The sequence below is a fragment of the Methyloversatilis discipulorum genome, from assembly GCF_000527135.1.
GTDB lineage: Bacteria > Pseudomonadota > Gammaproteobacteria > Burkholderiales > Rhodocyclaceae > Methyloversatilis > Methyloversatilis discipulorum.
Genome location: NZ_AZUP01000001.1, coordinates 102,907 through 129,186, shown reverse-complemented (window position 1 = coordinate 129,186; position 26,280 = coordinate 102,907). Strand labels below are relative to the sequence as shown.

At 65.4% G+C, this 26,280-nt stretch carries 22 protein-coding genes; 5 read left to right on the top strand and 17 right to left on the bottom strand.

Translation table 11 applies throughout. The features are described from left to right. Positions 1–2: 2 nt before the first annotated feature. From pstC to METFAM1_RS0100570, 7 genes are all read right to left on the bottom strand, one after another. Positions 3–959, bottom strand: coding sequence for a phosphate ABC transporter permease subunit PstC (gene pstC / locus METFAM1_RS0100600; protein ID WP_019917514.1), 957 nt, complete (start codon positions 957–959; stop codon positions 3–5). Between the two features lie 93 nt (positions 960–1,052). Then, a complete protein-coding gene (locus METFAM1_RS0100595; protein WP_019917513.1) occupies positions 1,053–2,054 on the bottom strand; it encodes a PstS family phosphate ABC transporter substrate-binding protein in 1,002 nt (333 codons plus the stop codon). A 114-nt stretch (positions 2,055–2,168) separates the two neighbouring features. Further along, entirely contained in the window at positions 2,169–3,440 is a 1,272-nt protein-coding gene (locus METFAM1_RS0100590) for an O-acetylhomoserine aminocarboxypropyltransferase/cysteine synthase family protein (RefSeq protein ID WP_019917512.1), read from the bottom strand. Positions 3,441–3,570: 130 nt separating this feature from the next. Continuing rightward, the gene (gene glmM, locus METFAM1_RS0100585) at positions 3,571–4,926 is read right to left on the bottom strand and encodes a phosphoglucosamine mutase (RefSeq protein ID WP_019917511.1); all 1,356 of its coding nucleotides are present in this window, start codon (positions 4,924–4,926) and stop codon (positions 3,571–3,573) included. 16 nt (positions 4,927–4,942) lie between these two features. Continuing rightward, positions 4,943–5,782, bottom strand: coding sequence for a dihydropteroate synthase (gene folP / locus METFAM1_RS0100580; protein ID WP_019917510.1), 840 nt, complete (start codon positions 5,780–5,782; stop codon positions 4,943–4,945). Positions 5,783–5,843: 61 nt separating this feature from the next. Beyond that, positions 5,844–7,730 (bottom strand): ATP-dependent zinc metalloprotease FtsH, encoded by a 1,887-nt coding sequence (gene ftsH / locus METFAM1_RS0100575; protein WP_019917509.1) that lies wholly within the window; start codon positions 7,728–7,730, stop codon positions 5,844–5,846. Positions 7,731–7,845: 115 nt separating this feature from the next. After that, entirely contained in the window at positions 7,846–8,478 is a 633-nt protein-coding gene (locus tag METFAM1_RS0100570; RefSeq protein ID WP_019917507.1) for an RlmE family RNA methyltransferase, read from the bottom strand. A 39-nt stretch (positions 8,479–8,517) separates the two neighbouring features. Here METFAM1_RS0100570 and METFAM1_RS0100565 point away from each other — a divergent pair, with 39 nt between their 5' ends. Continuing rightward, on the top strand, positions 8,518–8,961 hold the full coding sequence (locus METFAM1_RS0100565; protein ID WP_019917506.1) for a YhbY family RNA-binding protein: 444 nt from the start codon (positions 8,518–8,520) through the stop codon (positions 8,959–8,961). Between the two features lie 15 nt (positions 8,962–8,976). Here the strand turns inward: METFAM1_RS0100565 and greA are convergent, their stop codons facing one another. The 6 genes from greA to METFAM1_RS0100535 form a co-directional block, all read right to left on the bottom strand. After that, positions 8,977–9,450, bottom strand: a complete 474-nt coding sequence (gene greA, locus METFAM1_RS0100560; RefSeq protein WP_019917505.1) for a transcription elongation factor GreA — start codon at positions 9,448–9,450, stop codon at positions 8,977–8,979. A 5-nt stretch (positions 9,451–9,455) separates the two neighbouring features. Next, complete coding sequence (gene carB, locus METFAM1_RS0100555) at positions 9,456–12,671, bottom strand: carbamoyl-phosphate synthase large subunit (protein ID WP_019917504.1); 3,216 nt, start codon at positions 12,669–12,671, stop codon at positions 9,456–9,458. A gap of 82 nt (positions 12,672–12,753) precedes the next feature. After that, entirely contained in the window at positions 12,754–13,896 is a 1,143-nt protein-coding gene (gene carA, locus METFAM1_RS0100550; protein ID WP_019917503.1) for a glutamine-hydrolyzing carbamoyl-phosphate synthase small subunit, read from the bottom strand. A gap of 163 nt (positions 13,897–14,059) precedes the next feature. Continuing rightward, positions 14,060–16,639, bottom strand: a complete 2,580-nt coding sequence (locus tag METFAM1_RS0100545) for a response regulator (protein ID WP_019917502.1) — start codon at positions 16,637–16,639, stop codon at positions 14,060–14,062. A gap of 76 nt (positions 16,640–16,715) precedes the next feature. Beyond that, positions 16,716–17,513, bottom strand: a complete 798-nt coding sequence (gene dapB, locus METFAM1_RS0100540; RefSeq protein WP_019917501.1) for a 4-hydroxy-tetrahydrodipicolinate reductase — start codon at positions 17,511–17,513, stop codon at positions 16,716–16,718. A gap of 55 nt (positions 17,514–17,568) precedes the next feature. Next, the gene (locus METFAM1_RS0100535; RefSeq protein WP_198291411.1) at positions 17,569–18,024 is read right to left on the bottom strand and encodes an outer membrane protein assembly factor BamE; all 456 of its coding nucleotides are present in this window, start codon (positions 18,022–18,024) and stop codon (positions 17,569–17,571) included. Between the two features lie 105 nt (positions 18,025–18,129). Here METFAM1_RS0100535 and fur point away from each other — a divergent pair, with 105 nt between their 5' ends. Both fur and METFAM1_RS0100525 read left to right on the top strand, forming a co-directional pair. After that, on the top strand, positions 18,130–18,576 hold the full coding sequence (gene fur, locus METFAM1_RS0100530) for a ferric iron uptake transcriptional regulator (RefSeq protein ID WP_019917499.1): 447 nt from the start codon (positions 18,130–18,132) through the stop codon (positions 18,574–18,576). A 42-nt stretch (positions 18,577–18,618) separates the two neighbouring features. Beyond that, a complete protein-coding gene (locus tag METFAM1_RS0100525) occupies positions 18,619–19,182 on the top strand; it encodes a TMEM165/GDT1 family protein (RefSeq protein WP_019917497.1) in 564 nt (187 codons plus the stop codon). Here METFAM1_RS0100525 and recN read toward each other — a convergent pair whose 3' ends face one another. Together recN and METFAM1_RS0100515 are read right to left on the bottom strand one after the other, a co-directional pair. Continuing rightward, positions 19,183–20,838: a DNA repair protein RecN gene (recN, locus tag METFAM1_RS0100520; protein WP_019917495.1), complete on the bottom strand. Its 1,656-nt coding sequence runs from the start codon at positions 20,836–20,838 to the stop codon at positions 19,183–19,185. Between the two features lie 27 nt (positions 20,839–20,865). After that, entirely contained in the window at positions 20,866–21,756 is an 891-nt protein-coding gene (locus METFAM1_RS0100515) for an NAD kinase (protein ID WP_019917494.1), read from the bottom strand. Positions 21,757–21,914: 158 nt separating this feature from the next. Here METFAM1_RS0100515 and hrcA point away from each other — a divergent pair, with 158 nt between their 5' ends. Both hrcA and hemH read left to right on the top strand, forming a co-directional pair. Then, on the top strand, positions 21,915–22,934 hold the full coding sequence (gene hrcA, locus METFAM1_RS0100510) for a heat-inducible transcriptional repressor HrcA (protein WP_019917492.1): 1,020 nt from the start codon (positions 21,915–21,917) through the stop codon (positions 22,932–22,934). A 54-nt stretch (positions 22,935–22,988) separates the two neighbouring features. Continuing rightward, the gene (gene hemH, locus METFAM1_RS0100505) at positions 22,989–24,086 is read left to right on the top strand and encodes a ferrochelatase (protein ID WP_019917491.1); all 1,098 of its coding nucleotides are present in this window, start codon (positions 22,989–22,991) and stop codon (positions 24,084–24,086) included. Between the two features lie 48 nt (positions 24,087–24,134). Here hemH and METFAM1_RS0100500 read toward each other — a convergent pair whose 3' ends face one another. Then, the gene (locus METFAM1_RS0100500; protein ID WP_020165304.1) at positions 24,135–24,668 is read right to left on the bottom strand and encodes an AP2 domain-containing protein; all 534 of its coding nucleotides are present in this window, start codon (positions 24,666–24,668) and stop codon (positions 24,135–24,137) included. Positions 24,669–24,800: 132 nt separating this feature from the next. Next, entirely contained in the window at positions 24,801–26,183 is a 1,383-nt protein-coding gene (locus METFAM1_RS0100495) for a protein kinase domain-containing protein (protein WP_019917489.1), read from the bottom strand. Positions 26,184–26,280: the final 97 nt, after the last annotated feature.

Here is a 26,280-nt window from a genome sequence, read left to right as displayed (position 1 = left end):
GATCAATAGACCTCGCGGAAGCGCTTGCGCAGGTAGTAGCCAAGCAGATTGAAGGCAAGCGTCATCAACATCAGCGTCAGACCGGCGGCGAAGATGGTCTGGTAACCGATGGAGCCGTGCGGCAGGTCGCCGAGCGCCACCTGCACGATGTAGGAGGTGATGGTCGCCCCCGGTTCGGCCGGATTGAAAGTCAGGTTGGGCTGCATGCCGGCCGCCACGGCCAGGATCATGGTTTCGCCGACGGCGCGCGAAATGCCTAGGATGTAGGCCGACGCAATGCCCGAGGTCGCTGCCGGCACCACGGTGCGCAGCGCGGTCTGCAGGCGGGTCGCGCCCATCGCGTAGGAGCCCTCGCGCAGGCTCATCGGCACCGCGCGCATCGCGTCTTCGGACAGCGAACTGACGTAGGGAATGATCATGATGCCCATCACCAGACCGGCCGACAGCAGACTGAAGCCGGGCAGTTCAGGGAACAGGTACTGCAACGCCGGCGTCACCACCATCAGTGCGAAATAGCCGTAGATGATGGTCGGCACGCCACCCAGCAATTCGAGGATGGGTTTGGCGATCTCACGCGTCTTGAACGAAGCGAACTCCGACAGGTAGATCGCGATGATGGTGCCCAGCGGCAGTGCCACGGCCAGTGCGACGAATGAACTGGTGAGCGTGCCCGACAGCAGCACCATGATGCCGTAGTGGGCGTCGTCGAACAGCGGCGTCCATTGCGTGTCGGTCAGGAAGTCCCACAGCGACACATGTTCGAACAGCGTCAGCGATTCGCTGACCAGGATGTAGACGATGGCTATCGTCGTCAGGACGGAAATCGACGCCGCGGTGAACAGGATGAATTCGATCACCCTTTCCTTCACATGGCGGGACGCGCGCTTGCGCAGGCGGTCGCTGACCGCATCGGGCGCAGTCGACGGAGGAGCTGACATGGTCTGGGCGTGGGCGGTCATGTTGGGGCGCTCATTTTACGGGTCGCCATCCACCGCCGCGCGGAAGATGACAAAAAGCCCCGGGACGAACCCGGGGCCCTTGCAGCGGACTCCTTATTCCTTCGGATCGCGCTTGAGCAGGTCGGACACCTTGACGCCCACTTCGGCGTGACCACCGAAGGCGGTACCGGTCTTCTTCTTGGCGAAGTTCTCGGCCGCGTGCTTGTAATCGGCGTCAGTCAGCGGCACGTACTTCACTTCCTTCGTCAGCGCGGCGGCGTTCTTCAGGTAGAACTCGACGAATTCCTTCACCTCCGGCTTGTCGACCGAAGCGGCATTCACGTAGATGAAGATCGGGCGCGACAGCGGCTGGTAGTCGCCCGAAATCACCGCTTCCAGCGACGGCTCGACCGCCTTGCCGGTCTTCGGATTGACCACCGGCACGGCTTTCAGCTTGTCCTTGTTCTCGACGTAATAGGCGAAGCCGAAGTAGCCGAGCGCGCCGACGTCACGCGACACGCCCTGCACCAGCACGTTGTCGTCTTCCGACGCGGTGAAGTCACCACGGCTGGACTTGGACTTGCCGACGATGGCTTCGGTGAAGTAGTCGAAGGTGCCGGAATCGGCGCCCGGGCCGAACAGCTTCAGGCCGGTGTCCGGCCAGGCGGCGTTGACCTGGTTCCACTTCAGGACCTTGCCCTGGGCAGCGGGTTCCCACATGGTCTTCAGCTCGGCAGCGGTGATCTGCTTCAGGAAGGTGTTCTTCGGGTTCATCACCAGCGTCAGCGCATCGAAAGCGACCGGCAGTTCGATGTACTTGATGCCGGCGGCCTTGCAGTCAGCCATTTCCTTGTCGAGGATGGGACGCGAGGCGTTCGACACGTCGATCTCGCCGCGGCAGAACTTCTTGAAACCGCCGCCGGTACCGGAAATACCCACGGTCACCTGGACGGTGCCCTTCTTTGCCTTCTGAAATTCTTCCGCCACCGCTTCGGTGATCGGGAAAACAGTGCTCGAACCGTCGATCTTGACCAGCGTCGGGGCTGCCAGGGCGGATGCGGAAGCAAACAGGGCGCCGACAGCGGCGGTCAGGGTGGCGATCTTGCGTACGTTCATCAGGACTCTCCGTAAGGTTGCGTCGTGTTGCGATGCGACGAAGCGCAGTTTATGAATGCTTTGTTACACCCATGTGAAGGTGAAACAATTCATCCGGCCACCCCATGACCGTCGTCAGACGGCCTGCAGAGCCTGATCCAGGTCCTCCACGATGTCGTCGATGTGCTCGATGCCGATCGACAGCCGCACCATGTCTTCCGACACCCCGGCGCGCTTCAGTTCGTCCGGCGACAGCTGGCGATGGGTGGTCGAGGCCGGATGGCAGGCCAGCGATTTGGCGTCACCGATATTGACCAGCCGGGTGATCAGCTTCAGCGCATCCTGGAAGCGTGCCCCGGCGTCGCGCCCGCCCTTGACGCCGAAGGTCAGCAGGCCGGACGCCTTGCCGCCGAAATAGCGCTGCACCAGGCCGTGACTGGGGTGGTCCGGCAGGCCTGCGTAATTGACCCACTCGACCTTCGGGTGCGACGAAAGGTGGCGGGCGACCGCGGTCGCGTTGTCGCAGTGGCGGTCCATGCGCAGCGCCAGCGTCTCCAGCCCCTGCATGATCAGGAAACTGTTGAACGGCGAGATCGCCGCGCCCATATTGCGCAGCGGCACCGTCCGCGCGCGGCCGATGTAGGCGGCCGGCCCGAGCGCTTCGGTGTAGATCACGCCGTGATAGCTCACCTCCGGCTCGTTCAGCCGGCGGAAGCGGGTCTTGTGCTCGGCCCACGGGAAACGGCCGCCATCGACGATGATGCCGCCGATGCTGGTGCCGTGACCGCCCATGTATTTGGTCAGCGAATGCACGACGATGTCGGCACCGTGCTCGATCGGCCGCGTCAGATAGGGCGACGGCACTGTGTTATCGACGATCAGCGGCACCCCACCCTCGTGCGCCACCTTCGCGAACGCGGCGAAATCGACCACGTTGCCGAGCGGGTTGCCAATCGATTCGCAGAACACCGCCTTGGTGCGCGCGTCGATCTTCGCCGCCGCCGCGGCCGGGTCGGCCGCATCGACGAAGCGCACCTCGATGCCGTATTGCGGCAGCGTGTGCGCGAACAGGTTGTAGGTACCGCCGTACAGCGCCGACGTGGCGACGATGTTGTCGCCCGCTTCGGCGATGGTCATGATGGCGTAGGTGATCGCCGCCTGGCCGGACGCCAGCGCCAGCGCCGCAATGCCCCCCTCCAGCGCAGCGACGCGCTGTTCCAGCACGTCGCTGGTCGGGTTCATGATGCGGGTGTAGATATTGCCCTTGACCTTGAGGTCGAAAAGATCAGCCCCGTGCTGGGTGTCGTCGAAGGCGTAGCTGGTGGTCTGGTAGATCGGTACCGCCACCGCCTTGGTGGTCGGATCGGGCGAATAGCCGGCGTGAATGGCGAGCGTATCGAAACGCATGGTCCTGTCCTCCCTGTCGTGAAGGGCGGAAATCTACACGCGGAAGGCATCGCGCACAAAAGCGGTGCAGCAAAGAAAAATGCCGCCCCGCGGATGCGGTGGCGGCATTTCGGGGAGAGGCGTCTGCCCGTCAGGCGGCCATCGCCGACTCGACCACCTGGGCCAGGCGCTGGGCCAGCCGGCCGACTTCGGCGGCGTCCTGGCCTTCGACCATCACGCGCAGCAGCGGCTCGGTGCCCGAAGGGCGCAGCAGCACGCGGCCGCGCTGCGCCAGTTCGCTTTCGACCTCGATGCGGGTCTGGTCGATGATGGGCGCCTTCTTCCAGTCGAAACCGGGGCGCAGCTTCACGTTCACCAGCTTCTGCGGGTAGAGCTTGAGACCGGAACAGGCCTGTTCCAGGCTGATGCCCTGTGCGCGCAGCGCCGCCAGTACCTGCAGCGCGGCCACGATGCCGTCACCTGTGGTGTGGCGGTCGAGGTCGATGATGTGGCCCGAATTCTCGCCGCCGAGGCGCCAGCCCTGCTGGTGCAGTGTTTCCAGCACGTAGCGGTCACCCACCTTGGCGCGCGCCAGACCGACGCCCATTTCGTTCAGCGCGTGTTCGAGCGCCAGATTGGTCATCAAGGTGCCGACCACGCCGTTCAGCCGCCCTTCGCGCAGGCGCTGGGCAGCGATGACGTAGAGCAGTTCGTCGCCGTCGTAGATGCGGCCAGAGGCGTCGCACATCATCAGGCGGTCGGCGTCGCCGTCGAGGGCGATGCCGATGTCGGCGCCGGTCGAGCGCACCGCCTCGGACAGCGACTTCGGTACCGTGGCGCCGACGCCGTCGTTGATGTTCATGCCGTTCGGGCTGCAGCCGACGGTCACCACCTCGGCGCCCAGTTCGTGGAACACCTTGGGCGCGATGCTGTAGGCGGCGCCGTGCGCGCAGTCGAGCGCGATCTTCAGGCCGCGCAGGTCCAGTTCGGTCGGGAAGGTGCTCTTGCAGAACTCGATGTAGCGGCCGGGCGCGTCCTCGATGCGGCGGGCCTTGCCGAGGCGGGACGATTCCATGCAGCCCATCGGTTCGTTGAGCAGTGCCTCGATCTGCAGTTCGACCTCGTCCGGCAGCTTGGTGCCGCGGGCGGAGAAGAACTTGATCCCGTTGTCTTCGAAGGGGTTGTGCGATGCGCTGATCACCACGCCCGCCTGCAAGCGCAGTGCGCGGGTAAGGTAGGCGACGGCCGGCGTGGGCACCACCTTGGCCAGCACGGTGTCGACACCGGCCGCAGCAAAGCCGGCTTCCAGCGCAGCTTCGAGCATGTAGCCGGACACCCGGGTGTCCTTGCCGATCAGTACCGCGGGGTGTTCGCCCGCCGGCAGATGTTCGGTGGCCACCAGCGCGCGGCCGGCGGCATAGCCGAGGCGCATCACGAAATCCGGCGTGATCGGCGCCTGACCGACCCGACCGCGTACGCCGTCCGTACCGAAATAGCGTCTCGACATCTGCTCCGTCTCCAAATTATCTGTGTTCGAAAATGCCCGCCACCTGCCAGACCGCGATCGCGTCGCGGGTGGCTGCGACGTCGTGCACGCGCAACATGTGCGCGCCCCGCGCGACCGACGCCAGCGCGGCCGCCACGCTGGCCGCCACCCGGTCAGTCACGGGTCGCCCGGTCAGCCGCCCCAGTACCGACTTGCGCGACAGACCGACGAGCAATGGATAACCATAATCGGCCAACGCACGCAGTCCCTTGAGCAGGGTCAGGTTGTGTTCGGAGGTTTTTCCGAAACCGAACCCCGGGTCGAGCATGATGCGTTCGCGCGCGATGCCGGCATCTTCCGCGGCGCGGGCCTGTTGCAGAAGGAAATCAGTCACTTCCGCGCACACATCGGCATATCGGGGATCGATCTGCATGGTTTGCGGCGTGCCCTGCATGTGCATGATGCAGACGCCGGCATCGGTCGCTGCCACCGCCTCGATCGCGCCGGGCGCGCGCAGGCCGTTGATGTCGTTCACCAGCGTGGCGCCGGCCGCCAGCGCCGCGCGCATCACTTCCGGCTTCCAGGTGTCGATGGACAGCGGCACGCCCAGACCGGACAGCGCCTCGATCACCGGCACGACGCGGCGGATTTCCTCGTCGGCCGGCACCGGATCGGAGCCGGGCCGCGTCGATTCGCCGCCGATGTCCAGCATGTCGGCGCCGTCGGCGATGAATTTCTCGGCCTGGGCGACCGCACGGCCGACGTCGAAGGCGATGCCGTCACCTGAAAAGGAGTCGGGCGTGGCGTTGATGATGCCCATCACGAGCGGGCGATCGAGCGTGAGGCGGTAAGGGCCGCAGTGCAAGGTCGTGTTCATGGTCGTCACAAATGAAAACCGGAGGCAGCGCCTCCGGTCGTGGGTTGAATTGCAGTCGGTGTCAGGCCGGCGCTGCGGCGTTCGCTGCCGCGCCCGGCGCACCGCCGTCGGACGACGCCTTGGGCGGACGCGAGGTCGGCTTGGGCGGGCGCACCGGACGGTCGTTCATGATGTCGTCGATCTGGTCGGCGTCAATGGTTTCGAAGTCCAGCAGTGCCCGGGTCATCGCCTCGACCTTGTCGCGGTTGTCTTCCAGCAGCTTGCGGGCCACAGCGTAGCGCTCGTCGATGATGCTGCGGATTTCCGCATCGACGTGCTGCATCGTCGTTTCCGACATGTTGCGGTGCGTGGCGACCGAGCGGCCGAGGAATACCTCGCCCTCCTCCTCGCCATACACCATCGGGCCCATCGCATCGGACATGCCCCACTGCGTCACCATCCGGCGCGCCAGGTCGGTCGCGCGCTGGAAGTCGTTGGCGGCGCCGTTGGTCATCTGGTTCATGAAGATCTCTTCGGCGATGCGGCCGGACAGCATCATCGAAATGAGCTGCAGGCAGTAGTCCTTGTCGTAGCTGTAGCGGTCCTTCTCCGGCAGCGACATGGTCACGCCCAGCGCGCGGCCGCGCGGGATGATGGTGACCTTGTGCACCGGGTCGCACTTGGGCAGCAGCATGCCGACGATGGCGTGGCCGGACTCGTGGTAGGCGGTGTTCTTCTTCTCTTCCTCGTCCATCACCATGGTGCGTCGTTCGGCGCCCATGATGATCTTGTCCTTGGCGCGCTCGAAGTCCTCCATATCGACCACGCGCTTGTTGCCGCGCGCAGCGAACAGCGCCGCTTCGTTCACCAGGTTGGCGAGGTCAGCGCCGGAGAAGCCGGGCGTGCCGCGAGCGATGATTTCCGCCTTCACGTCCGGCGCCAGCGGCACCTTGCGCATGTGCACGGCGAGGATCTGCTCGCGACCGCGGATATCCGGCAGCGGCACCACGACCTGTCGGTCGAAGCGACCCGGGCGCAGCAGCGCCGGGTCGAGCACGTCCGGACGGTTGGTCGCCGCGATGACGATGATGCCGGTCTGGCCTTCGAAGCCATCCATTTCGACCAGCAGCTGGTTCAGCGTCTGTTCGCGCTCGTCGTTGCCACCGCCCAGGCCGGCGCCGCGCTGGCGGCCGACCGCGTCGATTTCATCGATGAAGATGATGCACGGCGCCTGCTTCTTGGCCTGTTCGAACATGTCGCGCACGCGGGCGGCGCCGACACCGACGAACATTTCAACGAAATCGGAACCCGAAATCGAGAAGAACGGCACCTTGGCTTCGCCGGCGATGGCCTTGGCCAGCAGCGTCTTGCCGGTACCCGGCGAGCCGACCATCAGCACGCCCTTCGGAATGCGGCCGCCCAGCTTCTGGAACTTGGACGGATCACGCAGGAATTCGACCAGTTCGCCCACTTCTTCCTTCGCTTCGTCGCAACCGGCGACGTCGGCGAAAGTGACGGTGTTGGTGGACTCGTCGAGCATGCGTGCCTTGGACTTGCCGAAGGAGAAGGCGCCACCACGGCCGCCACCCTGCATCTGGCGCATGAAGAAGATCCAGACGCCGATCAGCAGCAGCATCGGGAACCACGACACGAAGATGCTCATCAGGAAGCTCTGCTCCTCTTCCGGCTTGGCGACCACCTTGACATTGCTCTTCAGCAGGTCGCTGATCAGCCAGATGTCCTGCGGCGGTGCGTAGGAGGTGATGCGCTTGCCGTCGGCGGTCTGGGCGTTCAGCGAACGGCCCTGGATTTCGACCTTGGTGATCCGGCCGGCCTTCACCTCTTCGAGGAATTCCGAGTACTCGACCATGCCTTGCGTGGCCTGGCGCTGATTGAACTGGTTGAATACCGTCATCAGCACGATGCCGATCACAAGCCAGATCGCAAGATTTTTGAACATGTTGTTCAAGGCATTTCCTCTGTATTCCCGGAACCGGATTAACCGGTCCGATCAATGCAACATCACGAATCGACCACCGACAGACCGGAATCGGCCGCGTATGTTCCGCGCCCGCGCCTGAATGTCACGCGGCAGGCTCTCCGCGCCTGCCACGACACAGAAGATACACCTCTGCACTGCGGTCGCGGGAACTGTCGGGTTTGCGCACAGCCACCGACGTGAAAAGTTGTTCCATTTCGCGTCTGAGCTCGTCGAAACCCGAGCCCTGAAACACTTTTACGAGCATGTCACCGCCGCTCTTGAGGTGTTCGCGCGCGAATTCGAGCGCCAGTTCGAGCAGATGAATGGATCTCGCCTGATCGGTGACCGCGATTCCGGACAGGTTGGGGGCCATATCGGACAAAACAAGGTCCACCCGACGACCGTCCAGCGATTCCACCAGTTCGGCCAGCGCCTCGTCCTCACGGAAATCGCCGAGGACGAAATGCACGCCGTGCACCGGTTCCATCGGCAACAGGTCTATCGCCACCACCTTGCCGGACGCGCCGACCTTCTTCGACGCCACCTGCGACCAGCCGCCGGGCGTGCTGCCGAGGTCGACCACCACCTTGCCCGGGGCGAGCAGACGGTCCTTGTCGTCGATCTGCATCAGCTTGAACGCGGCGCGCGAGCGGAAGCCCTGCGCCTGCGCCTGCTTTACATACGGGTCATTGATGTGGTCGTGTACCCACTGGCGGCTGGTTTTGTTCTTGGCCATGACTTAGCTTAGACTTGCGCGCCTTTCTGGAAGAACGCCATGTTGACCCTGACTCCCGATGAACGCCGCGCGCTGCGCGCGCAAGCCCACCCGCTGAAGCCGGTCGTGATGATCGCGCAGAACGGCTTGACCGCTGCGGTACTGAAGGAAATCGAACTGGCGCTCAAGTCGCACGAGCTGATCAAGGTACGCGTGTTCGACGCGGACCGCGAACAGCGCGACGCCTGGCTGGCGGAAACCTGCGAAACGCTGGGCGCCGCGCCGGTGCAGCGCATCGGCAACATCCTGGTGCTGTACCGCCCCAACCCCGAACTGCACGTGCCGGCCGAGCCGGTGAAGCCGGTGCGCAAGAGCGCTGCCAAGACGCCTGCCGCCAAGCCGGTACCGACGCGCAGCGCGCCGGCCAAGCCGGTGGCCAATCGCCGCGGCGTCGCCCGCAACAGCACGAAGCCGCTCAGGCCGCGCGCCCGTCCGACGCGCTGAGCCGCGGCGCTGCGCTCAGACGTAGCGCACGTCCACGATTTCGTACTCGCGGATGCCGCCCGGGGCCTGCACTTCGGCCACGTCGCCGGCGTACTTGCCGATCAACGCGCGCGCGATCGGCGAATTCACCGAAATCATGCCCGCCTTCAGGTCTGCCTCGTCGTCCCCGACGATCTGGTAGGTCACCGGCTTGCCGGCTTCCACGTCTTCCAGATCGACTGTCGCACCGAACACGATGCGGCCGTCGGCGTCGAGCGCCTTCGGATCGATGATCTGGGCATTCGACAGCTTGCCTTCGACTTCGGCAATCCGGCCTTCGATGAAACCCTGACGCTCCTTCGCCGCATCGTACTCGGCGTTTTCGGACAGATCACCATGCGAGCGCGCTTCGGCGATCGCGGCGATGACGGCGGGACGATCCACGGTTTTCAGTCGGTGCAGCTCGGCCTTGAGCTTTTCGGCACCGTTGACGGTAAGAGGTACGCTCATATCGTTCAGTTGATCTGCGCGTGCAGGGCCTGCAGCGCATAGGTTTCGAGTTCGGAAATGCGCATGCCTGCACACGCGGCACGCGCGCCTTCGACGGTGGTGAACAGCGTCACGCGACTGGCGAGTGCGCTGGTGCGGATCGAGCGCGAATCGTTGATGGCGCTGCGCTTTTCATCCACCGTATTGACGATGAAGGTGATTTCATCGTTCTTGATCATGTCCACGATGTGCGGACGGCCTTCATTCACCTTGTTCACCGGGGTGACCGGCAGACCGGCGGCGGCGATGGCTGCTGCGGTACCGCGGGTGGCGACCAGCGTGAAGCCCAGCTCGTGCAGCTCGCGCGCCACCTCGATCGCCTTGGCCTTGTCCGCCGGCTTGACCGAAATGAAGGCGCGACCGCCGGTCGGCAGGCGCACGCCGGCAGCCAGCTGGCTCTTCACGAAAGCTTCGCCGAAGGTGCGGCCGACGCCCATCACTTCGCCGGTGGACTTCATTTCCGGGCCGAGGATGGTGTCCACGCCGGGGAATTTCACGAAGGGGAACACCGCTTCCTTGACCGAGAAGTAAGGCGGCACGACTTCGTGCGTCACGCCCTGGTCGACCAGCGAGCGGCCGGCCATGCAGCGAGCGGCGATCTTGGCCAGCGGCAGGCCGCAGGCCTTGGACACGAAGGGCACGGTGCGCGACGCACGCGGGTTCACTTCGAGCACATACACGGTGTCGCCCGAGGCGTCGCGCTGGATTGCGAACTGCACGTTCATCAGGCCGACCACGTTCAACCCGCGCGCCATCAGTTCGGTCTGGCGGCGCAGTTCGTCGCACAGTTCCGGCGTCAGCGAGAACGGCGGCAGCGAGCAGGCGGAGTCGCCCGAGTGCACGCCGGCCTGTTCGATGTGTTCCATGATGCCGCCGATGATGACCTGCTGGCCGTCGGAGAAGGCATCGACGTCCACTTCGGTGGCGTCGTTCAGGAAGCGGTCCAGCAGCACCGGCGAATCATTGCTCACCTTGACCGCCTCGCGCATGTAGCGCTCGAGGTCGGACTGCTGATGGACGATTTCCATCGCCCGGCCGCCCAGCACATAGCTCGGGCGCACCACCAGCGGGTAGCCGATCTCGGCCGCCAGACGCACCGCCTGGTCTTCGGCACGCGCGGTGCGGTTGGGCGGCTGCTTCAGGCCGAGGTCGTTCAGCAGCTTCTGGAAGCGCTCGCGGTCTTCCGCGGCGTCGATCATGTCCGGCGTGGTGCCGATGATGGGCACGCCGTTGGCTTCCAGGTCGCGCGCCAGCTTCAGCGGCGTCTGGCCGCCAAACTGCACGATGACGCCGACCGGCTTCTCGATGGCGACGATTTCGAGCACGTCTTCCAGCGTCAGCGGCTCGAAGTAGAGGCGATCGGAGGTGTCGTAGTCGGTCGACACGGTTTCCGGGTTGCAGTTGACCATGATGGTTTCGAACCCGTCCTCGCGCAGTGCGAGGGCTGCGTGCACGCAGCAGTAGTCGAATTCGATGCCCTGGCCGATACGGTTCGGACCACCGCCCAGCACCATGATCTTGCGTGCCGAGGTCGGATTGGCCTCGCACTCGTCTTCGTAGCTGGAGTACATGTAGGCGGTGTCGGTGGCGAACTCGGCGGCGCAGGTATCAACCCGCTTGAACACCGGACGCACGCCGAGGGTCTGGCGGTGCAGACGCAACGCGGTTTCGTCGCACTGGAACAGACGCGCCAGACGACGGTCGGCAAAGCCCTTGCGCTTCAGATCGCGCATCGTCGCGGCATCGACGCTCTTCAGGCTGCGACCGAAGAAGGCGCGCTCGGTCAGGATGATGTCCTCGATCTGCGCCAGGAACCACGGATCGATCTTGGTGAGCTGATGCACTTCGTCCAGGCTCATGCCGTTGCGGAAGGCCTGGCCGACGTACCAGATGCGCTGCGGACCGGGCAGCGCCAGTTCGCGCTCCATCTCGTCCTGGTCGGTCTCGATCTCGTCGAAGCCATAGACGCCGACTTCGAGGCCGCGCAGCGCCTTCTGCATCGATTCCTGGAAGCTGCGGCCCATGGCCATTACCTCGCCGACCGACTTCATCTGCGTGGTCAGGCGGTCGTTAGCCTGCGGGAACTTCTCAAAGGCGAAACGCGGGATCTTGGTGACCACGTAGTCGATCGACGGCTCGAAGGACGCCGGCGTGGCGCCGCCGGTGATGTCGTTCTTCAGCTCGTCCAGCGTGAAACCCACGGCCAGCTTGGCGGCGATCTTGGCGATCGGGAAGCCGGTCGCCTTGGACGCCAGCGCCGACGAACGCGACACGCGCGGATTCATTTCGATCACGATCATGCGGCCGTCGGCCGGATTGATCGAGAACTGCACGTTGGAGCCGCCGGTATCGACGCCGATCTCGCGCAGCACCGCGATCGAGGCATTGCGCATGATCTGGTATTCGCGGTCGGTCAGCGTCTGCGCCGGTGCCACGGTGATCGAGTCACCGGTGTGCACGCCCATCGGGTCGAGGTTCTCGATCGAACAGACGATGATGCAGTTGTCGGCGCTGTCGCGCACGACTTCCATCTCGTATTCCTTCCAACCCAGCAGCGACTCCTCGATCAGCAGTTCGCTGGTCGGCGACGCCTCGAGACCGCGCTTGCAGATCTCGACGAATTCCTCGTGGTTGTAGGCGATGCCGCCACCGCTGCCGCCCATCGTGAAGGACGGGCGGATGATGGCCGGGAAGCCGATGCTGGCCTGCACCTGCAGCGCCTCTTCCATCGAGTGGGCGATGCCGGAACGGGCCGAACCGAGGCCGATCTTGGTCATCGCCTGCTTGAACTTCTCGCGGTCCTCGGCCTTGTCGATCGCTTCCTGCTTGGCGCCGATCAGTTCGACCTTGTACTTGTCGAGCACACCGTGGCGGGCCAGGTCGAGCGCGCAGTTCAGCGCGGTCTGGCCGCCCATGGTGGGCAGCAGGGCGTCCGGGCGTTCCTTTTCGATGATCTTCTCGACCATCTGCCAGGTTATCGGCTCGATGTAGGTCACGTCGGCCATGCCGGGGTCGGTCATGATCGTGGCCGGGTTGGAATTCACCAGCACGACGCGGTAACCCTCTTCACGCAGCGCCTTGCAGGCCTGGGCGCCGGAGTAATCGAACTCGCAGGCCTGGCCGATCACGATGGGACCGGCGCCGATGATCAGGATGGATTGGATGTCTGTACGTTTGGGCATTTGTCTTTGAGGGGTCAGGGACTAGGGATCAGGGACTGGGGGAAACATCACGGCGGCTTCGCCGCCGCATGCTCTCTAGCCCCTAGCCCCTCTTCCCTAGCCCCTCCTCCATCATCTTCACGAATCGATCAAACAGGTAGGCCACGTCGTGCGGGCCGGGGCTGGCTTCCGGGTGGCCCTGGAAGCAGAAGGCCGGCCGGTCGGTCCAGGCCATGCCCTGCAGGCTGCCGTCGAAAAGCGACACGTGGGTGACCCGCACATTGGCCGGCAGCGTGGCCGGATCGACCGCGAAGCCGTGGTTCTGGCTGGTGATCAGCACACGGCCGGAATCGTTGTCCTTGACCGGGTGGTTGGCGCCGTGGTGGCCGAACTTCATCTTCAGCGTCTTTGCACCCGCAGCCAAGCCCATCAGCTGGTGACCGAGACAGATGCCGAAGGTCGGAATCCTGCGGTCGAGGAAGGTGCGGATCGCGGCAATCGCGTAGTCGCAGGGCTCCGGGTCGCCGGGGCCGTTGGACAGGAACACGCCGTCCGGATTCATCGCCAGCACCTTCTCGGCCGGCGTCTGCGCCGGCACCACGGTCAGGCGGCAGCCGCGGCTGGCCAGCATGCGCAGGATGTTGCGCTTGACGCCGAAATCGTAGGCGACGACGTGGAAAGGCGTGGCGTCCGGCTTGACGAAGCCCCGGCCGAGTTGCCACTCGCCCTCGGTCCATTCGTAGGGCGCGGTCGCGCTGACCACCTTGGCCAGATCCATGCCTGCGAGGCCGGCGAATTCGCGCGCCTTGGCCACCGCTTCGGCGGCGTCGACCTTGCCGGCCATCAGACAGGCGCTCTGCGCACCCTTTTCGCGCAGCAGGCGGGTGAGCTTGCGGGTATCTATATTGGCGATGCCAGGAATGCCCTGCTCGCGCAGGTAGGCATCCAGCGTCTGATGACTGCGGAAGTTGGACGAGCGCAGCGGCAGGTCGCGGATGACGAGGCCGGCAGCGAACACGCGGCCGGCTTCGACGTCCTCGACATTGACGCCGGTATTGCCGATGTGCGGATAGGTCAGCGTGACGATCTGGCGGGTATAGCTCGGATCGGTCAGGATTTCCTGATAGCCGGTGAGTGCCGTGTTGAACACCACTTCGCCGGTCGTGACCGTTTCCGCCCCTATGCTTTTGCCGTGAAAGACCGATCCATCGGCGAGTGCGAGCAGCGCGGGCGCATGGGCGGACACGTAGTAACTCCTGAATTTCTTGATCGGGGGACGGCGGCGCGCGCGTGCGCCACATATGCGAAGCGGGAGACGCCGTTCGAGGCGTCTCCCGCTGAGTGTGCGAATTATACCTCGGGGTGGTGCGGCGCGCAATTTTGGTGCACAGAGGCGCACTGCAGCCGGGTCAGGCCATCTCAGCCACGCTCGCTCGGCCACTGAAAAGTGCGTCGCCCAGACGGGACAGTTGCTGGTCGGCGTCCTTGTGCAGCGTCGCCAGATCGGAAAGATCGCCGCCGCGTGCCGCATCTTCGAGGCGGGTCACGCTCACCTCGGCACCGGCAGCGCCGAAAACCGACAGCGAGCCGCGCAGTCGATGACAGATGCGCGCCGCCCCGTCGCCGTCCCGCGCCTGCACGCAGACGCCAAGTCCGCGACGCAATTCTGGCAGTTCGCCGAGGAACACGTCGATCACGCGCAACACCATGGCACGGTCGCCTTCCAGCGTTGCCAGCGTATGTTCGAGATCCATGACCGGATCGGCCGCATCCGGGCGTTCGCGCATCAGACCATTCACGTCGGTGATCGCGGTCTGCGACAGGCCGTCGTCCGGTCGCGCCAGCACCCGTTCGAGCGCCGCCAGCAGGTCGTCGGCCTTGACCGGCTTGCTCACGTAATCGTCCATGCCTTCGTCGAGGCACAGTTCGCGGTCGCCCTTCATCGCATTGGCGGTCATCGCGATGATGGGCAGATGCTCGACGTGGTCGGTATCGATGACCCAGGAGCGGCGCTGCTCGCGCGCACGGATCGCACGCGTGGCTTCGATGCCACCCATGACCGGCATCTGCACGTCCATCAGCACGACGTCGAAGTTCTCGCGTTCGAGCAGATCCAGCGCTTCCTGCCCGTTGTTGGCAACGGTTACCTTGTAGCCGGCACGCTCGAGCGTGCGCACGGCCACCAGCTGGTTGACCGGATTGTCCTCGGCCAGCAGCACGCGCCGGCTCGGACTTTCACCCAGGCCCTCGTGCGCCAGCGAGCGCTCGATGTCCAGGTCGCCGATGGCCAGCGCGAAATCGTCCAGTTCGTGCACCTCGTCCGGGCGACTGCTCAGCGCCTCGCTCAGCGCGGCCGCCAGTTCGTACGCCGAGAACGGCTTGTGCAGACGGCCGCGCACGCCCAGCGTGCGGGCGTGCGCGTTGTCTGCGGCCTGATTGGCACCACTGAACATCATCACCACCCGATTCAGCCGGTTCGGGCCTTCGCAGAAACCGGACACGAAATCGAAGGCATCGGCGTCGGGCAGCGTGCGATCGACCAGCAGGATGTCGAAGGGCCGGCCGCTCTCGTGCGCCTGTTTGAGCGCCTGTCGCGCCGCCTGCACCGTGCCGACGGCCAGCGCTGACGCACCCATGTCACCCAGCATCGCGGCGACCACGCCGCGGCTCGGTGGATGATCCTCGATCAGCAGCACGCGCAGACCGTTGAAACGCTGGAAGTTTGGCGACAGTCCGGCCTGCTCGACCACCCGGCAGCGCATCGTGAAATGGAAGGTCGACCCCTGCCCCGGCGTGCTCTCCAGCCACAGCCGGCCACCCATCAGCGTGGCCAGGCGATTGCAGATGGCCAGTCCGAGGCCGGTGCCGCCGAAGCGGCGCGTGGTCGAGGTATCGGCCTGGGCGAAAGCTTCGAATACCAGCGCCTGCTTGGTGGCGTCGATGCCGATACCGGTATCGCGCACCCACAGGTGCAGTTCGGCTTCGGCGCCGGCGGCGGCCGGAATGCCGACCGCCTCGCAACCGACCTCGATCTCGCCGCGCTGGGTGAACTTGACCGCGTTGCCGATCAGATTGACCAGGATCTGCCGCAGCCGGCCGGGGTCGCCGAGCACGCGAACCGGCAGATCCGGGGCGATGCGGCAGTACAGCTCCAGCCCCTTCTGCTGGGCACCGATGGCCAGCCCGCGGGCGGCCTCGCCAACCAACTCGCCGGGCGAACACTCGACTTCCTCGATCGCCAGCTTGCCGGCCTCGATCTTCGAAAAATCGAGGATGTCGTTGATGATGACCAGCAGCGCATCGGCCGAGGTCTTGATCGCATTGACGTATTCGCGCTGTTCGCTGTCCAGCGTGGTGTCGAGCATGAGCGCCGACATGCCCATGATGCCGTTCATCGGCGTGCGGATTTCGTGGCTCATATTGGCCAGGAAGTCGCTCTTGGCGCGGCTGGCCGCCTCGGCCTTCTCCTTGGCGCGCAGCAGTTCGACCTCGGCCTGGCGGCGCGCGTCGAGCTGGCCTATCAGGCCGGACACGCTGCCCACGCGGCCGCGTTCGTCGCGCTCGGTGGCCGTTGCCTCGATGCGCATCCAGACCATGCCGCCATCGACACGCCGCATCCGCACATCGATCGCCGGCTGCCCCGTTGCACCCGCCAGACGGTCTTCCAGCCAGGCATCGAAGCTGCCGACATCGTCTTCGTGCAGGATGTCGCGCCAGACCGCCAGCAGGTCCGGCAATTCGGCCTGGCTGTAGCCCAGCGACTGCCGGCATTCGGCCGACACGATGAAGTGTGCGCTGGAAGGTATCCATTGCCAGGCGTGGCGCGATGCGTCCGTTCCGCCTGCCGATTCGAGCAGGCGATCGATCTCGCGCAGCGCGCCGGCCAGCGCCGAAGATTCCGGCTGAGCCGACAGCCAGGCGCCGACAGTCTTGTCGTCAAGCGACGACAGGCCGATCTGTTGCAACAGTGTGGTCAGCGCTGGGTGCATGAATGTACCGAACAGGATCCTGCAGAATTAACGACACTCACCCGCAGCACTGAAGCGCCGCTGCAGCCGTTGCGATTCAGCGCAGTCCGAGCACGTCCTGCATGTCGTACAGACCGCTGCTGCGCTCGACCAGCCAGCGCGCAGCGCGCAGGCTGCCCAGCGCGTAGGGCATGCGGCTGGCCGCCTTGTGCGTGATTTCGACCCGCTCGCCGATGCCGGCGAACAGCACTGTATGATCGCCGACGATGTCGCCGCCGCGCACGGTGGCGAACCCTATGGTGTTCGCATCGCGCTCGCCGGTGTGCCCTTCGCGACCATAGATCGCGCAGTCGGCCAGCGAACGGCCGAGCGCATCGGCCACCACCTCGCCCATGCGCAGCGCAGTGCCGGACGGCGCATCGACCTTCATCCGGTGGTGCGCCTCGATCACTTCGATGTCGTAACCGCTGTTCAGGATGCGCGCGGCGACGTCGAGCAGCTTGAACACGGCATTGACGCCGACCGCCATGTTCGGCGCGAACACGACGGCCAGCTCCTTCGACGCCTCGGTCAGTTGCGCACGCTGTGCGTCGCTGAAGCCGGTGGTGCCGATGATCATCTTGACGCCCAGTCGTTTGCACACGTCGAGATGCGCCAGCGTGGCTTCCGGGCGGGTGAAGTCGATCAGGCAATCGGCGCCCGCGAGCGCTGCCTCGACATCGCCGCGGATCAGCACGCCGCTGCGGATACCGAGGAAGGCGCAGGCGTCCTCGCCGATCGCCGGCGAGTCCGGGCGGTCGAGGGCGGCGACCAGCGTCGCCCCCTCGTCACGCGTGGTGGCTTCGATCAGCATGCGGCCCATGCGGCCGGACGCCCCCGCGATCGCTATGCGCATCGGTGACATGAAATCCTTTCAGTTCGCTGTGTGCGGACGCTCGCAGCGCCCGGTTTCACTTCTTTTCGGGCGCCGCAATCTCGCCCAGATCCAGGGTGCGCGTGCGCGGCTCCGGCGGCTGGATCTCGCCATCTTCCGCAGCGACCACGTCGCCGCCCACGCTGACCAGCTTGTCGTCCTCGAAATAGACGATGAGCCGGCGCTGCTGGGTTTCTTCCGGCTTGTTGCCCGGCTTGAAGTAGTAGACGTAATCCCAGCGGTCCGGATGGAACACGTCGGCCAGCATCGGCGAGCCGAGCACGAAGCGCACCTGCTCGCGGCTCATGCCCGCCTTGAGCTGCCCCACCATCTCCTGGGTGACCAGATTGCCCTGGCGGATGTCGATACGGTAGGGATTGAGCTTGCTGGTGACGTCGAGCGCATCGGGCACCTCGAAGCTGCTGCAGCCGGCAATCAACGGAACAAGCGCGATACAGACGCGGCTCAGGGTGACGAAGGGAGCGAGGGACATCGCGGGCAGGACTCGGGTGATGATCGGGCGACCGCGGACGGAACGCCGGGCCGGACGCGAAAGTCTATATTATAGCGACCTTGCCATAGCCTCCAGACGACCCGGATGAGCGCAAATTCCCAGAACCTGAAGAACATCGGCCTCAAGGCTACGCTGCCGCGACTGAAGATACTCGAGCTTTTCCAGCGCGCGGACGTGCGCCACATGAGCGCCGAGGACGTCTACAAGGCCCTGCTGCAGGAGGACATGGACATCGGCCTCGCCACGGTCTACCGCGTGCTGACCCAGTTCGAGCAGGCCGGCCTGCTCGAACGCCATTTCTTCGAGTCGGGCAAGGCGGTGTTCGAACTGAACGAGGGCCACCATCACGACCACCTGGTGTGCATCCAGTGCGGCAAGGTGGAGGAGTTCTACGACGCCGAGATCGAACGCCGCCAGATCAAGGTGGCCAAGGAACGCGGTTTCACCGTACACGACCACGCGCTGACCATCTTCGCCGACTGCTCGACCGAAGCCTGCCCGAACAAGCGCAAGACCACGCCCCGCGGCTGAGTCCAGCCGCGCCCACCCCTGCCGCCGCCCGGCGGCTTGCCCATGGATGCCCTGATCGCCTCCACCGCGCTGGTCGCACTCGCCGAAATCGGCGACAAGACCCAGCTGCTGTCCTTCGTGCTGGCGGCGCGCATGCGCCGGCCGCGCGCCATCTGCCTCGGCATACTGGTGGCCACCGTGCTGAACCACGCGCTGGCCGCCTGGCTCGGTGCGCTGGTCGCTTCCGTGCTGTCGCCGGAGGTGCTGCGCTGGATCGTCGGCCTCGCCTTCATCGGCTGCGGGCTGTGGGCGCTGGTACCGGACAAGCTGGAGGAAACCGAGGTCGGCAGCGCGCACGGCGTATTCCTGACCTCGACCCTGCTGTTCTTCATGGCCGAAATGGGCGACAAGACGCAGCTGGCGACGGTCGCCCTCGGCGCCCGCTTCGAGGACGCCTATGTCTGGGTGGTCGCCGGCACCACGCTGGGCATGATGATCGCGAACGTACCGGCGGTGTATGTCGGCCAGAAGCTGGCGCAGCGGCTGCCGGTGAACTGGATACGGCGCATCGCCGCCGGCCTGTTCGTCGCCACCGGCGTGATCACGCTGGCGGTCGGGCTGAACTGATCAGGCGCCGAGCATTTCGCGCGCGTGCGCGCGGGTGGTGTCGGTGATCACCTCGCCGCCCAGCATGCGGGCGATTTCGTCGACGCGCGCCGGCGCATCCAGCGGCGTGACCGAGCTGCGCGTCTGCCCGCCCTCGCTGCGCTTGGCGATCGACCACTGCCAGTCCGCCCGCGCCGCTACCTGCGGCAGATGGGTCACGCACAGCACCTGACGCGCCTCGCCCAGACGGGCGAGCTGGCGACCGACGACCTCGGCAACGCGACCGCCGATACCGACATCGACCTCGTCGAACACCAGCGTCGGCGTGCCGCTGCGCGCGCTGGCAATGACCTGGATGGCCAGCCCGATGCGTGACAGCTCGCCGCCGGAAGCCACCTTGGCCAGCGGTGCAAGCGGCTGCCCCGGGTTGGCGGCGACATGGAATTCGACCTCTTCGAGGCCGGTAGCCGACGGCTGATCGAGCGGCTTCAGCACCACTTCGAAGCGCCCGCCCTGCATGGCCAGCTCTGACATTGCCGCGGTCACCGCCTGCGACAGCTGCTTTGCCGCCGGCCGGCGCGCGTTGGACAATTCCTTGGCTGCCTCGACGCACGCCGCCCGTGCGGCGTCGCGCGCCGCTTCGAGCGCGGCCGGGTCGGATTCCGCCTCCAGCCGCTGCAGCCCTTCCTGGCTGTCCGCCAGCAGCTGCGGCAGATCGTCCGGATCGACGCGATATTTGCGTGCGCAGGCCAACACGGTCGCTATGCGTTCGTCGGCGCGCGCCAACGCGGCCGGGTCGGCATCAATGCGATGCGCGTAGGCGCGCAGCGCGCGCGCCGCCTCGTCGACCTGGGTGGCGGCCGACTCGATCAGGCCACGACATTCGCCGAGCGAGGCGTCGAAGGCTTCCAGCCGGCCAAGCAGCGATGCGATGTGCGCCAGTTGCCCGTCGAGCGCTGCCTCGCCCTCCTCGATCAGCGCCAGCGCCTCGGCCGAGCCTTCGAGCAGTTGTGTGGCGTGCGCCAGTCGGCCGTGATCCTGTTGCAGTTCAGCCCAGGCCTGCGGCTCAAAGGCCAGTGCAGTCAGCTCCTCGACCTGCCATTGCAGCCGCTCGCGCTCGCGCTCGGCGGCGTCGCGGTCCTGCAGCGCGCGGGTCAGCGCCTGTTCGCGCTGCTGCCATTCGCGATGCAGCCGCCCGACGGTCGCCACCTGCGCAGTCAGACCGGCGTGCTGGTCGAACAGCGCGCGCTGCGCCGTTTCGCGCATCAGCGCCTGATGGGCGTGCTGACCGTGGATGTCGACCAGTTGCCCGCCGAGATCGCGCAACTGGCTCACGCTGGCCGGCGCACCGTTGATATAGGCGCGCGAACGACCGCCGGCGTCGATGACGCGACGGGCGATCACCACGCCATCCTCCACCTCGAAATCCTGTTCCTTCAGCCAGCCGGCGACGGCACTGTCGGCGGCACAGGAGAACTCGGCCGACAGTTCGGCGCGCTCACAGCCGGCGCGCACGACCGAGGCATCGGCCCGGCCGCCGAGCAGCAGACCCAGCGCATCAACCAGGATGGACTTGCCGGCGCCGGTCTCGCCGGTCAGCGCGCCGAAGCCGGACGCAAAATCGAGTTCGAGCCGGTCGACCAGGATGAAGTCGCGGATGAAAAGACGTTCGAGCATGAAACGAGAGGGACTCAGACGTGAGGTTCAGACTTCCTTGGGCGCCTCGCTCCAGCGCAGCTTTTCGCGCAGCATCGAGAAGTAGCTGTAGCCGGGCGGGTGCAGCAAGGTAACGCGATACGGCGAACGCTCGATGCGCAGCACGTCGTCGCCCTGCAGATTGCAGTGTTCCTGGCCGTCGAAATGCGCCCGCGCGTCGTGCCGCGAAAACAGGCGCACCTTCAGCACGGCCGAATCGCCGAGCACGATGGGGCGCGACGACAGCGCGTGCGGGCACAGCGGCACGATGAGCATGCCGCCGAGCGACGGATGCAGGATGGGTCCGTTGGCCGACAGCGAGTAGGCGGTCGAGCCGGTCGGCGTCGATACGATGAGGCCGTCGGAACGCTGGCTGTAGACGAATTCGTCGTCGACCCGCATTTCGAACTCGATCATGCGGCCGAGGTCGCCCTTGGAAATGACCACGTCGTTGAAGGCGAAGGCGGAGAAGACCTCGCCCTCTTCGCGCTGCACCGATGCCTGCATCAGCGCCCGCCGCTCCGGACGGAACTGGCCCTGCATCAGCGATTCCATCGCCGCCAGCATGTTGGAGCGGGCGACGTCGGTCAGGAAGCCGAGCCGGCCCTGGTTGATACCGACCAGCGGCACGTCGTGCGGTGCCAGCTTGCGGGCGGCACTGATCAGCGAACCGTCACCGCCGACCACCACGGCAAGCTTCGCCCGACGGCCCAGGGTATCGAAATCGGCGGCTTCGAAGCGGTCGTCCGGCAACACTTCGGCCGATGCCTGCTCGATCAGCACCTCGCGCCCGGACTCGCTCAGCCAGTGCGCCAGCGCGCGCAGCGACTCGGCCACTTCGGCGCTCTGGTACTTGCCGATCAGCGCGACGCAGCCAAAGGCCGGGGATTCGTTTTTCATCGGCGAATTAAACCACAAAGCCCTGACCCGTCATCGACGGCACGGCGGTGTGACGACGGCTGTGTCAATATCGGTGCGCTGACGGCGCCAACACGCCGTCGCTGCTCTAGAATCAGTCTCCGCAACCGCATCAGGAATCGCATCCCGCCACCCGCACCATGCTTGAAGATCGTTCGAGACTGCTGCTCAAGACCCTGGTCGAGCGCTACATCGCCGACGGCCAGCCGGTGGGTTCGCGCACGCTGTCGAAGTACTCCGGCCTCGATCTGTCGCCGGCGACCATACGCAATGTCATGTCCGACCTTGAGGACATGGGCTACATCGCCAGCCCGCACACCTCGGCCGGTCGCATCCCGACGCCGCGCGGCTACCGCTTCTTCGTCGACTCGCTGCTGTCGGTGCAGCCGCTGGAGCCCGGCCAGATCAGCGAACTGAAAGGCGAACTGCGCCCGGCCGATCCGCGGCTGCTGGTCAATCAGGCCTCGCAGCTGCTGTCGCAGCTCACCCGCTTCGCCGGCATCGTCGTGGCACCTCGCCGCCAGTTGCCGCGCATCCGTCAGATCGAATTCCTGAGCCTGTCGGACAAGCGCATCCTGCTCATCATCGTGACCGACACCGGCGAGGTGCAGAACCGCATCCTGCTGACCGAACGCAACTTTTCGCCGTCAGAGCTGGTCAGTGCGGCCAACTACCTGAACCAGCACTACGTCGGCTTCGATTTCGACGAGATCCGTGGCCGGCTGCAGGCGGAACTGAAGCAGCTGCACGGCGATCTGACGACGCTGATGTCGGCCGCGCTGCAGGCCGGCAACGAGGCCTTCTCCGACGACAAGGGGCAGTACGTCATCACCGGCGAGCGCAATCTGCTCGAGGTCGACGATCTCGCGTCCAATATGTCGCGGTTGCGCGAACTGTTCTCGCTGTTCGATCAGCGCACGCAGCTGGCCAGTCTGCTCGACCTGTCACAGCGGGCCGATGGCGTGCAGATCTTCATCGGCGGCGAGTCCGGTCTGGCTCCGCTCGACGAATGCAGCGTGGTGACCGCACCGTACGAGGTGCAAGGTCAGGTGGTGGGCACCGTGGGTGTGATCGGACCGACGCGCATGGCCTACGAGCGCGTGATCCCGATCGTCGACGTCACGGCCAAACTGCTGTCGAGTGCCCTCAGTCAGACCTGAGCCAGACCTGAAACGCCGTCTCCGTCGGGACGGATCACAACAAGAAAACCCGATATGTCCCGCTTCGTTGCAGAACCGCCTTATTCACACGGCCAGGTGCCGCGCACCGGCGTGCTGCTGGTCAATCTGGGAACGCCCGACCAGGCGGATGCGCCGTCGTTGCGCCGCTACCTGAAGGAATTCCTGTCCGACGACCGCGTGGTCGAGGTGCCGAAGCCGCTGTGGTGGCTGATCCTCAACGGCATCATCCTGAACGTGCGCCCGAAGCAGTCGGCGGAAAAGTACGCCACCGTGTGGACCGACGAGGGCTCGCCGCTGCGAGTGCACACTGAGAGGCAGACCAAGCTGCTGCGCGGCTGGATGATCGCCGAAGGGCAGCGCGAGATCGAGGTGCGGCACGCGATGCGCTATGGCAGCCCGTCGATTGCCGACGTACTGCAGCAGATGAAGGCCGACGGCTTCACGCGCATCCTGATGGTGCCGATGTACCCGCAGGGCGCCTCCAGTACGACCGGTTCGGTGGTGGACGAAATGGCGCGCGCGCTGCTGCGCTGGCGCAACCTGCCGGAAATGCGCTACGTCCGCGCCTTCGCCGGTGACCGCGCCTATATCGACGCGCTGGCGGCCAGCGTGCGCGAGCACTGGCAGAAGAACGGCCGCGCCGACAAGCTGGTCATGTCCTTTCACGGCGTGCCGCACTTCCACCTGGAAAAGGGCGACCCCTACCAATGCGAGTGTCACAAGACCGGCCGCCTGATCGCCGAGGCGCTCGGTCTGGCAAAGGACGACTACCTGGTCACCTTCCAGTCGCGCTTCGGCCGCGCCCGCTGGCTTGAACCGTACACGCAGCCGACACTTGAGAAGCTGGCCGAGGGCGGCCTGCGCAGCGTCGAGGTGATGTGTCCCGGCTTCGTCGCCGACTGCCTGGAAACGCTGGAGGAGATCGCAGTCGAAAACCGCGACGCCTTCATCGGTCGCGGCGGCAAGCAGTTCAGCTACATCCCCTGCCTGAACGAGCGGCCGGACTGGATCGCCGCGCTGGGCGGCATCGTACGGCGCGAACTTGGTCACTGGTGGGACGAAGCCGGCCGGCCACCGGCCGACCTTGCACTGCAAGCGCGTGCCGCAACGGAGATGGGCGCGAAGCAATGAAAAAAGGCGACCTCGCGGTCGCCTATTTGTTGCGCAATGCAGTCCTGCTCAGGCCGCAGCGCGCGTCGGCACGATGTTCTCGTCGTTCTTCGCCTTGCGCGGACGACCGCGCCGCGAAGCACCCGGATCGAACTGGCCGTCGAGCTTCTTCAGCGCGTCCTTGCGCGCCTTGAGCGCCATCTTGAACGCACCCTCCTCGCCGTACTTGTTCACCGAGAACTTGACCCGCTTGCGACGACCGGACGGCAGCGGCCACGAAGCCACCCAGAACCAGCGCTGCTTGTCCTCCGGCATGTCACGGGTTTCGGAAGCGCAATAGCGGCACACGCCGACCACGCCGGAACGGTTGTTCTTCTTGACGATGCTCGAATACTCGCGCAGCGAGAAGGGCGGGAATTTCGAAATGATGTCGTCGCGAAACTGCTTCGCGGCGGCAAAGGCCTTCTGCTTGCCACCGAACACACCATCGCTGAAGTGCTTCCGGTGTATCACTCCGCGTCGCTGTATGGTCACGAGCCAGCCATGCGTGCGGCTGGCTTCGTTGTCCACGCGGCTGATGCCATAAACTGAATTGCGGCTCAAGGTCGGTCTCCTTCCGATAGCACAGGCGTCGCCATGTGCTTGTGAGGAGAGTTTCGGCCTGCCGTGTCGAAACTTTAGCCGGGCTGGCGGGCGTTCTTCACGCCGCGGGGGTCGCGGCAGCAGGTGGCGCGCTCAGCGACGCGCCGGCGTATCGGGCAGCAGTTCGAGATCGATGCCACCGCCAATGACCGAAAAACCCGATTCGGTCGCCAGCACCACCTGCTCGCCCTGGGCGGCAAGAGCAGAATTGGCGCGGGCCAGACGCTGCACCACGGTGCTGATGAGTTGGGCGCGGAAGTGCTCCAGACACTCTTCCGACGCGAGCGCCAGCGCCGACGGGCTGACTTCGAGAAAGGCCACCGGCGACGAGGCGATCACCGTCGCCGAACGGCGCAGGTGGTTCGGGTCGAGATAGCCCATCTCGCCCACCACCTCGCCCGGCCCCAGTTCGGCCAGCAGCCGGCCGCCGACCACCACCCGGACGTGGCCGGACACGATCAGCCCGAAGCGGTTGTCGCTGTCGCCCTCGCGCATCAGCACCGTGCCTTCGGTGTACTGCCGCCAGTTCGAGAAACGCAACACCTCCCACACCTCGACGTCGTCGAATTCGGTGAAGAAGGTCATCTTGCGCAGGATGGAGAAGCGCGTGGTGTCCGGCGGCACGTACTTGTCGTCGAGGATCTTGAACCGCACGGTCGACAGGTCCTTGGCGAACTCGGCGCCGTTCTTGTAGCGCGAGTAGAGGTCCTTCTCCAGCGCCTTGCGGATCACCCGGTCCATCGCCTCCGGCACTTCCGGGTTCAGCTGCGAGGCCGACGGCGGGTCGGCGTTGATGATCTTGTAGATGAGCTGTGCCGGATGCTTGGCGCGGAAGGGCAGCCGCCCGGTCAGCAGGTGGAACAGCACGACCCCCAGCGAATAGAGGTCGGTCTTCTGGTTCAGCGGATAGCCCTTCACCTGTTCCGGACTCATGTAGGCCGGCGAGCCAACGCCCATGATGAAGGTCGAATCCTTGTCGTTCTCCTTGGCCACATTCAGCGCCAGACCGAAATCGGTCACCTTCACCAGATCGTTGGCGCCGATCAGGATGTTAGCCGGCTTGATGTCGCGATGCACGACGCCGTGGCGGAAAGCGTAGTCCAACGCCATCGCGCACTTGAACACGATGCTCACCGCGCGCGGCAGCGGCAGCATCGTGTTGAATTCGCAGTAATGGTCGAGCGGCTGGCCGTCGATGAACTCCATGACCAGATAGGCACGGTTCTCTTCGACCTGCGCGTCGTAGATGCGGATGATGTTGGGGTGGTCGAGCTTGGCGGCGATCGCCGCCTCGGTCAGGAAAAGCTTGCGCATGCGCCGCGACCACTTGCCCTGGTCGCGGTTCTTGTCGCCGAAATCGACCAGCTTGACGGCGACCATTTCCTCGATGTCGTCGCACTTGCACAGGTAGACAGTCGCGGTGGCGCCTTTGCCGATTTCGCGGATTACCCTGTATTTGCCAATGCGTTCGAGCATGTCTTGTGGAGCGATGGACGCGTCATGAACCGCGAATGATAGGCCATCGCCAAGCGCCGGACAAAGAATGGGTCAAAAGGCTGAGGGAAAGTCGACT